The sequence below is a fragment of the Lysinibacillus sp. DFXJR4 genome, from assembly GCF_057196045.1.
The window spans coordinates 153321-169734 of record NZ_JBXUNW010000001.1; the positions used below are offsets into that span (position 1 = coordinate 153321).

At 37.0% G+C, this 16414-nt stretch carries 14 protein-coding genes; 12 read left to right on the plus strand and 2 right to left on the minus strand.

Features of this window, described 5'->3' with window-relative positions; translation table 11 throughout:
• Positions 1–208: 208 nt before the first annotated feature.
• Together rpmB and AC2CGN_RS00730 are read right to left on the minus strand one after the other, a co-directional pair.
• On the minus strand, positions 209–397 hold the full coding sequence (gene rpmB / locus AC2CGN_RS00725; RefSeq protein WP_054770615.1) for a 50S ribosomal protein L28: 189 nt from the start codon (positions 395–397) through the stop codon (positions 209–211).
• Between the two features lie 413 nt (positions 398–810).
• Positions 811–1551, minus strand: coding sequence for an IclR family transcriptional regulator (locus tag AC2CGN_RS00730; protein WP_054770616.1), 741 nt, complete (start codon positions 1549–1551; stop codon positions 811–813).
• A gap of 243 nt (positions 1552–1794) precedes the next feature.
• Between AC2CGN_RS00730 and AC2CGN_RS00735 the strand changes: the two genes are divergently transcribed.
• The 12 genes from AC2CGN_RS00735 (at position 1795) to AC2CGN_RS00790 (ending at position 16383) form a co-directional block, all read left to right on the plus strand.
• A complete protein-coding gene (locus AC2CGN_RS00735) occupies positions 1795–2667 on the plus strand; it encodes a dimethylarginine dimethylaminohydrolase family protein (RefSeq protein ID WP_429984525.1) in 873 nt (290 codons plus the stop codon).
• A gap of 67 nt (positions 2668–2734) precedes the next feature.
• On the plus strand, positions 2735–3496 hold the full coding sequence (locus AC2CGN_RS00740) for a dimethylarginine dimethylaminohydrolase family protein (protein ID WP_429980590.1): 762 nt from the start codon (positions 2735–2737) through the stop codon (positions 3494–3496).
• 278 nt (positions 3497–3774) lie between these two features.
• The gene (locus AC2CGN_RS00745) at positions 3775–5160 is read left to right on the plus strand and encodes an amino acid permease (RefSeq protein WP_484513129.1); all 1386 of its coding nucleotides are present in this window, start codon (positions 3775–3777) and stop codon (positions 5158–5160) included.
• A gap of 41 nt (positions 5161–5201) precedes the next feature.
• Positions 5202–6806, plus strand: coding sequence for a M20/M25/M40 family metallo-hydrolase (locus tag AC2CGN_RS00750; RefSeq protein WP_484511583.1), 1605 nt, complete (start codon positions 5202–5204; stop codon positions 6804–6806).
• Between the two features lie 213 nt (positions 6807–7019).
• A complete protein-coding gene (locus AC2CGN_RS00755) occupies positions 7020–8216 on the plus strand; it encodes a GGDEF domain-containing protein (protein ID WP_484511585.1) in 1197 nt (398 codons plus the stop codon).
• Positions 8217–8532: 316 nt separating this feature from the next.
• Positions 8533–8895, plus strand: coding sequence for an Asp23/Gls24 family envelope stress response protein (locus AC2CGN_RS00760; RefSeq protein ID WP_054770620.1), 363 nt, complete (start codon positions 8533–8535; stop codon positions 8893–8895).
• A gap of 18 nt (positions 8896–8913) precedes the next feature.
• Positions 8914–10563, plus strand: coding sequence for a DAK2 domain-containing protein (locus tag AC2CGN_RS00765; protein ID WP_429980593.1), 1650 nt, complete (start codon positions 8914–8916; stop codon positions 10561–10563).
• A 350-nt stretch (positions 10564–10913) separates the two neighbouring features.
• The gene (gene sdaAB / locus AC2CGN_RS00770; protein WP_054770621.1) at positions 10914–11576 is read left to right on the plus strand and encodes an L-serine ammonia-lyase, iron-sulfur-dependent subunit beta; all 663 of its coding nucleotides are present in this window, start codon (positions 10914–10916) and stop codon (positions 11574–11576) included.
• A 13-nt stretch (positions 11577–11589) separates the two neighbouring features.
• On the plus strand, positions 11590–12498 hold the full coding sequence (gene sdaAA, locus AC2CGN_RS00775) for an L-serine ammonia-lyase, iron-sulfur-dependent, subunit alpha (protein WP_369594818.1): 909 nt from the start codon (positions 11590–11592) through the stop codon (positions 12496–12498).
• Between the two features lie 183 nt (positions 12499–12681).
• Positions 12682–13542, plus strand: a complete 861-nt coding sequence (locus AC2CGN_RS00780; RefSeq protein WP_429984528.1) for a LysR family transcriptional regulator — start codon at positions 12682–12684, stop codon at positions 13540–13542.
• 267 nt (positions 13543–13809) lie between these two features.
• Entirely contained in the window at positions 13810–15225 is a 1416-nt protein-coding gene (locus AC2CGN_RS00785; RefSeq protein ID WP_429984529.1) for a YfcC family protein, read from the plus strand.
• 15 nt (positions 15226–15240) lie between these two features.
• Positions 15241–16383, plus strand: coding sequence for a M20 metallopeptidase family protein (locus AC2CGN_RS00790; protein WP_429980597.1), 1143 nt, complete (start codon positions 15241–15243; stop codon positions 16381–16383).
• Positions 16384–16414 lie beyond the last annotated feature (31 nt).

Here is a 16414-nt window from a genome sequence, read left to right on the forward strand (position 1 = left end):
TTATAGATTCTTTTTATAGTTATGAGAAAATAAAAGCCTCTATTCATTATGTTCAGTGTAATGAATAGAGGCTTTAGGTAATTATCTAGCTGCTTACAATAACTGTTGCACTATATTTAAATGCACGAAGGCGGTTGGTAGTATGCCCGGTTAGAAAGAAAAAAATCGATTTGCGCTATAAGCCAAATCGATTTTTTAGAAGCAGCGATTAAACGCGCTCGATTTTACCTGATTTTAATGCACGAGTAGATACCCATACACGTTTTGGTTTACCGTCAACTAAGATACGAACTTTTTGAAGGTTAGCACCCCAAGTACGTTTGTTAGCGTTCATAGCGTGGGAACGGTTGTTACCAGTACGAGCCTTACGTCCAGTGATTACACATTGTTTTGGCATGTTGTATTCCCTCCTTACTGTTAATGCTGAAAGATTATTATTTCAGTTCGGTATTTCACATACCATAATAATTTAACATACGATGACGTTCAGTGCAACAGTTTTCACATAACCTTTCAAGAAAAAAACCTTTACAGACAGAAAATCATTCCTTAATTTTGTTTAATCAATTTCGCCTTAGCTTAATTGCGTCTGGATTTTGAATTGTGCCCGCACAATTCATTCCTTTGAAAATCCGTGACATCCGCCGGAGGCATTATCTTCATTCAGTAGGTGATTGGACACCCACTGAAAAGGAAATAAAACCGCATTCATCACACCACCTGTAGAGGTGGGAGTCTTCTGTATCTGCCGCTACCGCTATGCTTTCGATACAAGAAACATTTGCTGAATGAAGATAAAGAGAATGCATCTTATTTACCTCGATAGCCAAGCTTAGCTGAGACACGTCTACCAGTCTCCACTAGAGAATCTGTTAGGTTTTGAATATGTTCTGGAGAAACATTGAAGCTTACAAAGCCTATGCTTACGGCACCTACTACCTCACCAAAACCATTTAGGATGGAGACGGCAATAGAAGAGGTCCCTGCTGTTCTTTCCCCATGACTAATGGCAAAACCTTGTTGTCTTATTATAGCAAGCTGTGCCTCAAATTCAGCGATTTCCTCATGTGGCATTAGCTGCTCCATGATTTCATTTGCTTGATCAACAGGCATAGCAGCTAAAATAGCTTTATTTGCAGCACCTATATGCATGGGTATACGAATTCCTAGCTGATCGTAAATACGAATTGGATTAGCAGCGCTGTCTATTCTTTCAATAATAATCGTATCTAATCCAGCGGGTTTACTTAAATAAACGCTTTCCTCAACTTTTCTTGCTAAACGCTCTAATTCAGGTCTTATTTTACTAATGTAGTCCATCGTATCATACACTTGCAAACCAAGCTCCATCCATATTGTACCAAGTCGGTATTGTTTCGTCTGCTCATCTTGCTCAATCATTCCTTGCTTAATCATCGCTTTTAAAATTCTATGTAATGTACTAAGTGGCAAATCACATTTTGCTGAAAGCTCTGATATAGACAAGCTGTTTTCACTTGTTTCAGTAGCTAAAACTTTAGCTATGGTCATTGCACGTTCTAATAATTGCATGTCATTCCCACCTCTCCTTCCTATTATTTTATTTTTATTCCTTGTTTGCGTCTAGCTCCATAATTACAGTGCTCCCTTTACATTTGAAAGCATCGCAAGTATTCAATTCTACTCCAAAGAGCAGTGTGAATATAAAAACTTTTCTAAATATATTGACAGTATAGCATAAAACGCATATATTTTTCATATAAACTTTCCTCTTAACGGAAACGTTTTCCACCAAACGGAAAAGGGGTGAAGGGAATGCATTATTGTTCATCAATGTATGCACCTTTAAAACACGTAATAGTAAAACATCCAAAGGATGCTTTCCGAAACCAGGAGCATCTTAGAGATGAATGGAAAACATTTAACTACTTATCAGAACCAAATTTTGATGGGGCACTAAGAGAATATGCAGATTTTATAGCGATTCTTGAAAAGTATGTGGACAAAATTGATTATTTACCAGAATCAGAGAGTGTAGGTTTAGACTCTCTTTATGCACATGACCCAGTCAAATTTACGCCAAAAGGAGCTATTATTTTAAAATCTGGTAAAACACTCAGACAACCTGAAGCAGCCGTTTATAAAGACTTTTTACTAGATAAAGGTATTCCAATTATTGGCGAGTTAACAGGGGATGCAGTTTCAGATGGCGGCGATATTGTTTGGCTAGATGATAGAACACTTGCTGTAGGGAGAGGGTATCGAACAAATGATGAAGCAATTCGTCAGCTAAAGGATATGACGGCCGATATTGTTGATGAATTTATAGTTGTCCAGCTTCCACATGATTTAGGAGAGGCAGAATGTTTACACTTAATGTCCTTTATTAGCATGGTTGATAAAGATTTGGCGGTCGTACATTCGCGATTAATGCCAGTATTCTTCCGCCAGCTACTAATCGAACGAGGTATTCAATTGATTGAAGTTTTAAAAGATGAATATGATGCGTTAGGCTGCAATGTGTTAGCCCTAGCGCCAAGAGTATGTGTCATTCCACAAGGAAATCCAATAACAAAACAGCAGCTACTTGATGCGGGGGCTACCGTTTATGAATACAAAGGTAATGAAATCACAGTAAAAGGAACAGGTGGGCCTACTTGTCTAACTTGTCCAGTGGTAAGAGGATAAAATGGGGGAATAACTTCATCCCTCTGATTAGTAAGTATTGCTAGTTAAATATAAAGGAGACGAAATGATGTTTAAAAATGTTATTGTAAAAAATCCAGGTAATAGTTTTGTAAACGGTTTAACAACAAGTGATTTAGGAAAACCAGTATTAGAGAAATTATTTGAACAACATGAAAAGTATGTGGAAGCGTTAAAAACATGTGGTGTAGAGGTAACTCAGCTTCCTGCAAACGAGGCATTTCCAGATTCAACATTTGTAGAAGACACTGCTGTTTTAACATCTGAGTTTGCGATTATTTCAAATCCGGGTGCAGAGGCTCGTAATCGTGAAATAGAAGATATCGAACCAACGGTAAAGAAATTCTATGAGAAATTATATTATATTGAAGGTCCTGGAACACTAGATGGTGGAGACGTGCTACAGGCTGAAAAGAAATTTTATGTTGGTATTTCTGACAGAACAAATGAAGAGGGAGCAAGACAATTTAAAGAAATAGTTGAAAAAGAGGGCTATGAGGCAACGATTATCCCATTAAAAGAATTCTTCCATTTAAAAACAGGGATCGCCTATGTGGGTCAAAATCGCATGGTTCTTGCAGGTGAATTTATCGATCACCCGGTCTTTGCCTCCTATGAAAAAATCATCATTCCAAAGGAACATGAGTATTCAGCAAATTGTATTCAAGTTAATGATTATGTGATTATACCAGCCGGCTATCCAGAAACTAACCGTAAGCTAAATGATTTGGGCTATCAAACAATTGAGCTTGAGATGTCTGAATTCAGAAAACATGATGGTGGGTTAAGCTGTTTATCGTTACGTTTTTAATCAAATGTACAACTACCCAATCAATTTATATGGAATAAATTGATTGGGTACTTTAATACTTAAAATATCAGAATATTCACCTTAATTTAGCGAGCATACAAACGTCTAGTAAATCAAGAAAAACCCTGGCGAATATCAATGGTTTTTGAAGAGGAGCTTTTTGAGTGAGCTCGAAAAAATCCGGACGCAATTACGCTAGGCCGTAATTGATTATTTTGGGGACATATGGAAAGTGGGGATGGAATGTGAATAAAGGAGAACAACTTTTAAACCGATCAATGAAAAGCCGTCATTTATTGATGCTATCACTTGGAGGCGTTATTGGGACGGGGTTATTCTTAAATGTTGGCTATACAATCAATCAGGCGGGTCCCGGGGGAGCTTTAATTGGGTATTTGTTTGGTGGATTAATATTATATATGGTTATGAATTGTCTTGGAGAATTAGCTGTTTATATGCCTGTAACAGGATCTTTCCAAACCTATGCAACACGTTTTATCAGTCCATCAGCTGGTTTCTCATTAGGATGGATGTACTTTGTAGGTTCAGCAGCAACAGCAGGAGTCGAATTTACAGCTGCAGGGATTTTGATGCAGCATTGGTTTCCAAATGTGCCGATTTGGATCTGGTGTGCGGTTTTTATGGTTCTACTCTTTATCTTAAATGCATTAACAACAAAGGGTTTTGCAGAAGCAGAGTTCTGGTTTGCGAGTATTAAAGTCATTGCAGTAATAGCATTTATTATTATTGGGGGTGCTGCAATTTTTGGTTTGATTCCATTATCAGATCGTCCTACACCACATTTTACGAATTTAGCACCTTCTGGGTTATTCCCGGCAGGAATTAGTATTATCTTTGTCACGATGATGAATGTTATCTTTTCTTATCAAGGATCGGAGCTTGTTGGTATTGCTGCTGGGGAAACAGAGAGTCCAGAAAAAAATATTCCACGAGCTATACGGACAATTCTTTTTAGAATCATTGTTTTCTATATTGCCTCTATTATTGTATTGTCTGCCATATTCCCTTCTTCTGAACTAGGCTTATTAGAAAGTCCATTTGTAACATTAATGAATTTAGCTGGGGTTCCATATGCTGCTGGCATTATGAATTTTGTTATTTTAACGGCTATATTATCAGTAGGGAATTCATGCTTATATGCATCAACACGCTTGCTATGGTCGATGTCTAAAGAGGGAATGGCTCCAAAACTTTTTGGACATCTCACTAAAAACAAAGTGCCATTGAATGCATTGATTTTTACAATGCTTTTCTCATTGCTTTCCCTCCTAACAAGTGTAATGGAAGCAGATGCAGTATTTGTTTTACTCATGTCTATTGCAGGAATATCCGTTACGATTTCTTGGATGGGAATATGTGCCTCTCAATTGATGTTCCGCCATCGTTATGTAAAGGCTGGAGGGAATGTAGCTGACTTAAAATTTAAAACGCCATTTTATCCATTAATCCCAGTTTTTTGTATGAGCTTTTGCGTGATAATCCTTGCCTTTTTAGCTTTCGATCCAACGCAAAGAATTGGATTACTATATGGTATTGGATTCTTTATTGCATGCATGATTTTCTACAAGATTAAATTGAGTAAAACGAATACAGTTTCTTCTGAGCTGGAAATAACAGAACAGGAATCACTAGATAGACAATGAAATGCATTCGATTTTGAGTATCGAATAAAGGAGACTTTTCTATGGAAAATTATTTTTGGGATTCACCTGAAAAATTAAAAGCATTGTTATGTGAAATTGTTAGCTGGGAAAGTAGGACATTAACGATAGGTGAGAATGAGTTTGCTTATAAATTAAAAAATATATTGCAAACGCTTTCTTATTTTCAAGATCATCCACAATTCATTGAGCTGCATGATGCTGGACTTGGACGTAATGCTGTAACAGCCTTGTATAAGCATCCAACTGCGACAGAGACAGTGGTGTTAATTAGTCATTTTGATACTGTCCATACAGAGGAGTATGGAGAGCTTGAACCTTTTGCCTTTTATCCAGAAGAATTAACGAAAAAGTTGATGGAGCCAAAATACAAAAAGGATTTACCCGAAGCCGCAAGAATTGATTTAGAATCTGGTAATTATCTATTTGGCCGTGGAACGATGGATATGAAAATGGGACTTGCCTTGCATATGCAATTAATCGAAAAAGCAAGCATTGAACAATGGCCCATTAATTTAATTTTAACGGCTGTACCTGATGAAGAAGTGAATTCAGCGGGAATGAGGGCTGCCGTGGTGGAGCTAGTCAGACTTCGTGAACAATATGGGTTATCTTATAAACTATTTTTAAACAGTGAGCCTTCATTTTCACAGGGACCTGCTGATATAAATGAATATATCTATTCAGGAACCATCGGTAAAATTATGCCTGCCGCCTTATTCTATGGTAAAGAGACACATGTAGGAGAGCCGTTAAAAGGGATGACCGCAAACTTTATTGCTTCTTATATGACACAGCATATGGAGTGGAATCCAATATTCCGTGAAACAGATCTTGGTGAAAGTACACCATTACCGGTATCCTTACAATTAAAGGATTTGAAAATGGAGTATTCCACACAAACGCCATATCGTGCAGCCGCTCTTTACAATGTGTTCCTATTAAAGCGAACTGCATCTGAAGTAATGGAAATTTTTGAGCAAGTAGCTTTAGAGGCTATGATGGCTTGTAATCAGTCCTATAAACAAATGTGTGAGCGAGAAAAGGTTCAGGGTGTTGGAAAGGTAAAAGTCCTCCGCTATGAGGCGCTTTTGGAGCACGCAATTCATAAATTAGGCACTGAGGAAGTGGCATCCATCAAGCGTCAGGTTCTAGAAAACAGTGTATGGGATGATCGTGAGAAATCCATCCGAATAGTGGATCAGCTTATGATTCGTTGCCAAGAACTAACGCCAGCAACCGTATTACTGTATGCACCACCTTACTATCCAGCCATCAATTCATCGGATCATCCATTAGTTATTCAATTGATTGAATTGATGAAGAAAACAGCCAAAACATTTGATATTGAGGTTGAACAAATTCATTATTTTAATGGTATTTGTGATTTAAGCTATGTGAATTATTCAGATGCTTCAAATGGATGGACCGCTTTCGAGCGCAACACACCTGTATATGGTGATACGTATAGTATTCCATTTGATGCTATGTCAGCCTTACAAGGTCCTGTTCTGAATGTTGGCCCATTTGGAAAGGATGCCCACCAAAAAACAGAAAGATTACATGTGGACAGTGCTTTTAAGGAAATGCCTGTAATGCTAGACACGCTTATTAAGAGTTTATTTTAATAGTGAAAGATTTGGAGAAAGCTGATGCTAAAAAGTATCAGCTTTTTCTTTTTTTAAGCGATTGTAATTGTAGTCTGTTGAATATTTTAGAAAAGTGACATTAGAATAGCAGAATGTTTTTCAACAATTTTAAGGAGACTACTTGTATTTTAAATTATTTAGACGATAAATATAGGAAATATTATTTACTAAATTGCAATAGGAGCGGACAGTATGGAAAATCAAGAAAAACTTGCTCTCGCTATACGTAAAGAAATGATTTATTTTAATGTAAAGCGTATGCGAACAGTGGCATGGTCATTAATGTATGTTTCAGCCATCATTACAATCATACATTACGGTGAGGTTTTCTTTTCAAAAACAGAGCGAGTGATGGTACCAGCTTATATTGTGATTCATACTATTTTGTTTTATATTGATTTGGCAGTTCTATTGCTTATTAAAGAAAAAAAATTACATGTTACATTCTTGAACATGCGCAAATATGAAATGGTTTTTCTTATGTATATTTATACAGTGTTATTGTTAATTACAATTATCACTGTAATGGATGTTTATTATTTTAAGCATGTGGCTTTATATGAAGTGCTGTTTTTAATTATTTGTACGGTTTTCGCTATTTCTTTTCGTAAGATATCTCCATTAATTGCAGTAACTGCACTAGCAATTTTTATCAGTGCTTATTTAGGTAATGGAATATCGGGCGAAAGTATCAGGGTTTTCCTACCGTTGTCTCTTATTCTTCCGATAGGGTTCGTTATTCAGTATCATACCTACAAGAATCAGAAGCAATTCATCACACAACATATTTTGTTGGGGGAAGAAATGGCAAAATCCAAGCAATTTTCAAAATTATTAGTTGAAAAAAATAATGAGCTGTTAGAGCAAGCCCTCCGTGATTCGTTGACAAATCTTCCTAATCGACGAGCTTTTAATAATAAGCTGGTGCAAATAGGGCAACAGCTTCATAAGGCTAAAAATCTAACAGTGATGATGATTGATATTGATTTCTTTAAAAATTTCAATGATCATTATGGTCATTTACAAGGTGATGAGGCATTAATTAAGGTTGCTGCACTACTAGATGAAATTGCTGAAAAGTATAATGCATTTGCTGCACGATGGGGAGGCGAAGAGTTTATAATTGTCAGCCAACACGCATCCAAATTTGCGGAGCATGTTTGTGAGGAAATTTTAGAGGAAGTCCGTAGTTTAAACATTCGTCATGAGCATTCAAAAATAGCCAACATTGTAACAGTTAGTATCGGAATGTGTCACGCCAAAATTTCAACAATTGAACAATTAGAGAAGTGCTGTGAATTAGCTGATCAAGCATTATATAAAGCCAAAGAAAACGGACGTAACAACTTTTATCTTCATTCAGCAGAAGACTTCCACCTCTACAGATGATGAGATGAATTCGGTTTTGGCTCCTTTTCAGTGGATGTCCCAACACCTACTGAAATAACGGAACTCAGGCTAAGAACTTCACTTCCTGTGAAAACGCCTGAGTGACCAACATCACATTTTGGCCTAAAGCCTCCGGACGTAATTACATCAAGGCAAAATTGATAGCAAAATGAATTATTCGATGAAGGAGTATTTTATCCTATATAATGCCAGTGAAACGTTGATACAGAGCGTTTTCATGCCTTCTTAGGTTGCTTATTGTATAACGAAAGTGTTACAATATAGTTTAGTCAAAAAGAGCCAAGGGGGCATTCCTATGTCAATTGAATTAAACAATGAATTCGGCCAAATTGATATTTCAACAGATGTACTTGCACAAATTGCTGGTGGCGCTGCTGTAGAATGCTACGGTATTGTTGGCATGGCATCTAAACATCAAATTCGTGATGGTCTAACTGATATTTTACGTAAAGAAAACTTTGCAAAAGGTGTTGTTATTCGACAGCAGAACGACGATTTACATATTGATATGTACATTATTGTTAGTTATGGTACGAAAATTTCGGAAGTGGCTTACCAAGTACAGTCGAAAGTGAAATATACAGTGGATAAAACGTTAGGTATGAGCGTAAAATCTGTCAATATTTTTGTGCAGGGCGTTCGTGTAGCGAATGATTAAGAGGAGGAACTAAATCGAATGCAGTCTTTAGACGGAATAAAGTTTGCGGAAATGGTGCAAATGGGTGCTCATCACCTATTCCAAAATGCAAATTATGTTGATTCATTAAATGTATTTCCAGTGCCAGATGGCGATACCGGAACAAATATGAACTTATCGATGACATCTGGTGCCAAGGAAACAGAGCATTCTGCCTCAGAACATATTGGAAAAACAGCACAGGCTTTGTCAAAAGGTTTACTTATGGGAGCGCGTGGTAATTCCGGTGTTATTCTATCTCAGTTATTTCGAGGCTTTGGGAAGTTTATCGAAAAAGAGGCGACAATTGACGCTAAGGGATTTGCAGGTGCCTTCCAAGCTGGCGTAGATACAGCTTACAAAGCAGTCATGAAACCTGTTGAAGGTACGATTTTAACAGTTGCTCGTGAAGCGGCAAAAAAAGGCGTAGAAGTGGCTGAAACTGAAAACGATATCATTGCGGTGATGGAGGCATTTACAGCGGAAGCAAAAGCATCATTAGAGCGCACACCTGAGTTACTTCCAGTTCTTAAAGAAGTAGGTGTTGTTGATAGTGGTGGTCAAGGTCTTTTATTTGTGTATGAAGGATTTTTAGCTTCCCTGAAAGGTGAACCATTACCAGAGAAAAATGAAGCAACATTAGACGATTTAATCAATGCAGAACATCATAGAGCACAGGATTTCATGAATACAGCGGACATTGAGTTCGGTTATTGTACGGAAATTATGGTGCGCTTTGAGGAAGGCAAAGAGCCTTTTAGTGAAGAACAATTTAGAAATGAGCTAAACCCATTAGGTGATTCTTTGTTAGTGATTTCAGATGATGAAATTGCGAAAGTGCATATCCATTCTGAGCAGCCAGGTGCTGTTTTAGCAATGGGGCAAAAATATGGCAGTCTTATTAAAATTAAGGTTGACAATATGCGTGAACAGCATTCTGCTATTGTTGGTGAGGATCATAGAGCAACAACTCCTGTTAAAAAGGCTGAGAAACATCCATATGCTATTGTAACTATTGCAATGGGTGAGGGCGTGGCTGAATTACTTCGTTCAATCGGTGCATCCTACGTTATTGAAGGTGGTCAAACAATGAACCCTTCAACAGAGGATATCGTGAAAGCGGTGCAAGAAATTGGTGCTGAAAAAGTGTTAATTTTACCAAATAACAAAAATATTGTCATGGCTGCAGAACAAGCGGTTGAGCTTCTAGATATTGAAGCGGCTGTAGTACCTACTAAAACTATTCCTCAAGGAATGGCAGCTATTTTATCGTTCAATCCAGAAGCAACTGTTGACATAAACCAAAAAGCAATGTCAGAAGCTTTTGCTAACGTAAAAACTGGTCAAGTAACTTATGCAGTGCGTGATACATCTATAGATGGCATCCAAATTCATAAGGACGATTTCATGGCTCTTGCGGAAGGGAAAATTGTGTTATCTACACCAGCATTAAAAGACGCAGCTGAAAAGGTAATTACCGATTTAGTGGATGAAAATGCTGAAATTGTTACAGTAATTTACGGTGAGGATACAACAGAAGAAAATGCCTCTGAATTAGTGAAGTTTATTGAAGAGAACTATCCAGCAGTAGAAATTGAGTTATTTAATGGTAAACAAGGATTATATCCATATATTATTTCAGTAGAATAATTTAATGCCACTTAGTAAATAAATAGACAAAGCAGTGCACAGTCCGTGTACTGCTTTTGTTTATGCTATAAGGAGAACAGAAGAAAATTAACGATTTACAGTAGCCATAAATAAACAATTCACTGTACGTATCTAGAGGACGATAAAATTGGAAATACTGGAATATAAGCTTTTGGGAGCTGCTGTATCTAGAGAGTGGACAAAAAATAACAATATTCTCATCGTGAAAATTATAGTCGTGTAAATTTTCTGAAAGTTGATAAATTATTGCTTTACTTTTATAGTTACTATCAAGCATGATATAAGTAAATGTAAATATTATTATATGGATAGAATAGAGGGGTGTTTGAATGAAGTTTACTTCAGTATTTGATATTATTGGACCTGTTATGATTGGGCCTTCCTCCTCTCATACGGCAGGGGCAGCTCGTATTGGACGTGTTGCTAGAGATCTATTTGGTAGACAGCCAAAGTGGGCAAAAATCCACTTATATGGATCATTTGCTGAAACGTATAGAGGTCATGGAACTGATGTTGCATTAATTGGGGGGCTTTTAAATTTTGATACATTTGACGAGCGTATTAAGACAGCTTTTGCTGAAGCCGAAAAAGCTGGGCTAGATTATGAATTTATTCCAGAAACTGCGAATACTGAGCATCCAAATACTGCACGTCTTGTCATAGGCGATGATGAAGGAGAAATGTCTGTCGTTGGTATTTCAATTGGCGGCGGTAAAATTGAAGTAAGTGAAGTAAACGGTTTCAAGCTACGTTTAACGGGGGGAATGCCAGCCGTTCTCGTAGTACATGATGATCGTGCAGGCTGTATTGCCAATGTGGCTAATTGTTTAGCGATGCATGATGTTAATATCGGACATATGGAGGTTTCACGTATAGAGAGAGGATTAACGGCTCTGATGGTCATTGAAGTCGATCAAAATATAGAGGAGAAAGTATTGCAACAAATTTCATTAATACCACATATTACGAAGGTATCAAAAATTAACAACTAGGGGGTGTCTCACTATGGACGTATTGTTTCATAATGTTCGTGAACTTGTTGAACGAGCAGAGCAAGAGGGAAAACTAATTTCAGAAATTATGATTGAACAGGAAATGCTAATAACGGGACGCTCGCGAGAAGAAATTATGGGGCAAATGGATCGTAATTTAACGGTCATGGAGGAAGCTGTTGAACGTGGCTTAAAAGGTGTGCAGTCGGTAACAGGCTTAACAGGTGGAGATGCGGTATTGCTTCAAACTTATATAGCGCAAGGAAAATCATTATCTGGAGATTTATTATTAGATGCTGTCAGTAAAGCGGTTGCAACGAATGAGGTTAATGCAGCAATGGGAACAATATGTGCAACACCAACCGCAGGCTCAGCTGGAGTTGTACCAGGTACCTTATTTGCTGTCAAAAATAAGTTAAATCCAACGCGTGAGCAAATGATTCGCTATTTATTTACTTCAGGTGCATTCGGCTTTGTGGTTGCCAATAATGCATCCATTTCTGGTGCTGCTGGTGGCTGTCAAGCAGAGGTTGGCTCAGCAGCAGGTATGGCTGCGGCAGCTATCGTTGAAATGGCTGGTGGTACACCACAACAATGTTCTGAAGCATTTGCCATCACACTAAAAAATATGCTAGGTCTTGTATGTGATCCTGTAGCTGGGTTAGTGGAAGTTCCATGTGTAAAACGAAATGCAATGGGAGCCGCTAATTCACTTGTGGCAGCTGATATGGCCCTCGCAGGCGTCACAAGTCGTATCCCGTGCGATGAAGTAATTGGAGCGATGTATCGAATCGGACAATCTATGAGTCCTAATTTAAAAGAAACTGCCCGAGGCGGCTTGGCTGCGACACCTACAGGCAAAGCGATTAGTAAAGCCATTTTAGAAAATGGTGGATTACAGAGTATTAAAGCCATTCAATAAGCTTCTGACTAAACATGCTATCTATTTATAATGGGGTAGCATGTTTATTTTATCGCGATGGGTTCTTATTTTTGCTCCTTCAACACTCTTGAATTAACATTTTCTTACGTTTCATTATTTTGGATAGTATGATATTTTATAAAAAATTTAAATTGATTTTCTAACAAGGGTGTGAGTAAGGTAATGGATTTACGCAATTTAAAAACATTTCACGTTGTTTCTATTTATCTTAATTTTACTAAAGCTGCTCAACTATTAAATTACAGTCAGCCAACGATTAGCCAGCAAATTAAGGCGTTAGAGGATGAGATAGGCCATACTTTATTCAATAGGATGGGAAAGAAAATGTTTCTTTCTCAAGTAGGAAAGATTTTAAAGGAGCATACGGATAAATTATTTAACATCCTAGAAGAAATGGAGGAGGATTTGAAAAATTTTGAAAAGCCTTATGGTCATTTAACAATTGCCGCTCCAGAATTTTATTGTGGATATTATTTATCCCATATTATTGGTTCATTTTTAAAGCTGTATCCACAGGTAAATTTGAAGCTTCTATGTGCGAACAGTAAGGAGACAGCCACTCTTGTAAGCTCTAATCAGGCAGATATAGGTTTTGTAGCAGGAAAGCCTAATTATTCAGGTATAGAAGGAGTTTTACTTGAAGAAGAGGATTTAGTCCTAGTTGGGAACCCAAATATTATAAAGGACAGAACAATTGCGGAAATTTTCGATGAATACCCATTTATAACCTACGGGTTGGATGATAATATAAGGGGTTGTCTTCGTGACATTCATTGTGATCCAAAAACAATTGTCGAATTTGGAAGTGAAGAGGCTATAAAACGAGCAGTTGTGGGACAAGTAGGTTTAGCATTACTAAGTGATATATTGATAAAAAAAGAGGTAAATAAGGGCAGTCTTCAGGTGTTATATCGTTTTCCGAAAAGATTACCAACATATTTGATTTATCCACATAATTCTAAGGAATTTAGTAATGTTAGTATGTTTATCGATTTAGTAAAAGATACGTGGCGAACGATTTAAACAGAATAAAAAATGAAATGAACATCGCGCTTTTCTGCAAACATATTGTAGAATGGGGCGATTTTTATTATCAAATTTTTAATAGCATTAATAGGGAAACATAGGAAATGTTCTTTGTTTATTATGTAAATTTATCAATAGTTACTATTAGAAATAGCAATTTTTTATTTTCGATACAATCACTTACAATTTAGAAGACGGAAATTTCAAAAAAAGGGGATGACGTTGTGGGAGAAATGGAAGCGTTTATAAAATGGGGGACTGCATATGGGGAAATTTGTCATTAAAAAAGATGTAGAATTAAATGATCAACAAAAAGGAATAAATGTATATGTCTTAATATTTTGCCTTATCATTTTATCGGCCGTGTTGACGTATATCATTCCAGCAGGTGAGTTTCAACGAGAAGAATTGAATGGGCGAGAAGTGATTCAGCCAGGGACCTTTACTTATGCGGATATGAACCCAATAGGATTCTTGGATGTTTTTAGTAGTATTCATTCAGGTATGATGCAGGGTGCGAGTATTATTTTCTTTGTTTTAATTGTTGGAGGAACCTTTGGAATACTTTCAGCAACAGGTGCATTAGAATCTTTTATTGCAATGCTGTCAGTTAAAATGGCAAAGCGTGAGATGTTGATGATTCCCGTGTTAATGTTATTTTTCTCATGTGCAGGTTCATTAATGGGGATGTCTGATGAAACAATCGTATATGTAGGTATACTTGTCCCACTTGCCATTGCTTTGGGCTTTGATGCTATTACAGGATTCGCTATTGTCATTCTAGGAGCATCAGTTGGCTTTTCAGCGGCAGTAATGAATCCGTTTACTGTAGGGATTGCCCAAGAAATAGCTGGATTGCCTTTGTTCTCTGGCATTGCTTTGCGTCTTATCATCTTTGTCATTTTATATGTTACAGCTACTATTTATGTCTATCGCTATGCTAGGAAGGTAAAAAATAACCCTTCGCTCGGTTTCTACGGAAATTTCAAATTTGGCAATGCAGAGGGGCTTACGAATCAGTCAATCAAAATGGAATTAAGTCATAAGTTCGTCATGTTAACATTTCTCTTGAATTTCATTGTCCTGATGTATGGTGTCATTAAATTAGGATGGTATATTACTGAAATAGCTGGCTTGTTTTTATTATTTGGTATTTTAATGGGGCTTATTGGAAAATTATCGCCATCACGAATTGCTAATTCCTTTATGAAAGGTGCGGGAGATTTAATTGGTGGCGCATTAATTATTGGGTTAGCTCAAACGATTCTTGTTATTTTTAATAATTCAGGGCTTATTGATACTATTCTATATCATACAGCCTCAATACTTGATACTATTCCTCCAACATTAAATGCGGTAGGTATGTTTGTTTTCCAACTATTTTTGAATTTTTTGGTGCCATCAGGGAGCGGACAAGCTGCTTTAACAATGCCAATCATGGCTCCTTTATCTGATATGATTGGTGTTACAAGGCAAACGGCAGTTCTTGCCTATCAATTTGGTGATGGAATGTCTAATATCATTTTTCCAACTGTCGGATTCCTTATGGCTGGACTCTCAATTGCAGGAATACCATGGGGAAAATGGATAAGATGGATTCTACCTTTCATGTTGTTGCAGATTACGGTTGCCGTTGTATCACTAATTATTGCGCAGATTATTCAATATGGGCCGTTTTAAAAAGGAGTTTTACTAATGGAAATCACAAATTTAGAGTCTTTGACAAAAAGAGCAATTGATGACAGACGATATCTTCATCAATACCCTGAGCTTTCTGGTCAGGAGTTTGAAACGAGTAAATTCATTCGAAAAAGATTGATGGAGTTGAATATTGACATATTGTCTTTTGGACCACCTAGTGTTGTTGCGTTAATAAAGGGGTCAAAAGGTTTAAAAACTATAGCACTAAGAGCAGACATAGATGCGCTGCCGATTATTGAAGAGGGAGAAAAACCATATATATCTAAAAAAACAGGGATTGCTCATATGTGTGGTCATGATGGTCATACGGCAATATTACTTGCTATTGCTGAATGGTTATCTAAAAATGAGGTTGAAGCAAATGTTGTACTCATATTCCAATCTGCAGAGGAAATCACACCTAGTGGAGCTGACTTATTAATTAAACAAGGTGTTTTAGAAGGGATAGATGCTATTTTTGGTATTCATTTATGGCAGGGTCTTGAAAAAGGAAAAATTGGGTTAACTCATGGGCCAATGATGGCTTCCATTGATGATTTTGAAATTGATATCAAAGGATTCGGTGGTCATGGATCAATGCCTCATGAAACAATTGATCCCATCTATATTGCAAGCAATTTAATCCAAGCCTTTCAAAGTATAATAAGCAGAAACATAAACCCAATTGAAGCAGGAGTTATTACTGTAGGGAATGTTCAAGCTGGTACAACGTATAATATTATCCCTGATTCAGCGAGATTAATAGGAACAATAAGAGCATTGACGCCCCAAACAGTCGATATCATTCAAACAAAAATGGTCAAGTTAACAGAGGGAATATGCCAAGCTTTTGGTGCAAAAGGAAAGGTTCGATTTATAGTAGGAACTCCACCACTAATAAATGACCCAAATGAGTCAAGATTTGTGGAAAATATTGTTTGCCAAGAATTTGGACAGGAAGTATTTGAATTGGTTAATCCAGTTATGGGAGGGGAAGATTTCTCCTATTATTTACAGAAAAAACCTGGAGCCTTTATTTTTGTCGGTATGGGTGGAGAAAAGAGTCAGTATCCTCATCATCATCCTAAGTTTGACCTTGATGAAGATGTGTTTCCTGATGCGATAAAGTTATTTATTGAACTAGTAAATCATTATTAATAGAGGGTTTGCATGAAGCAGAAAGGATGTT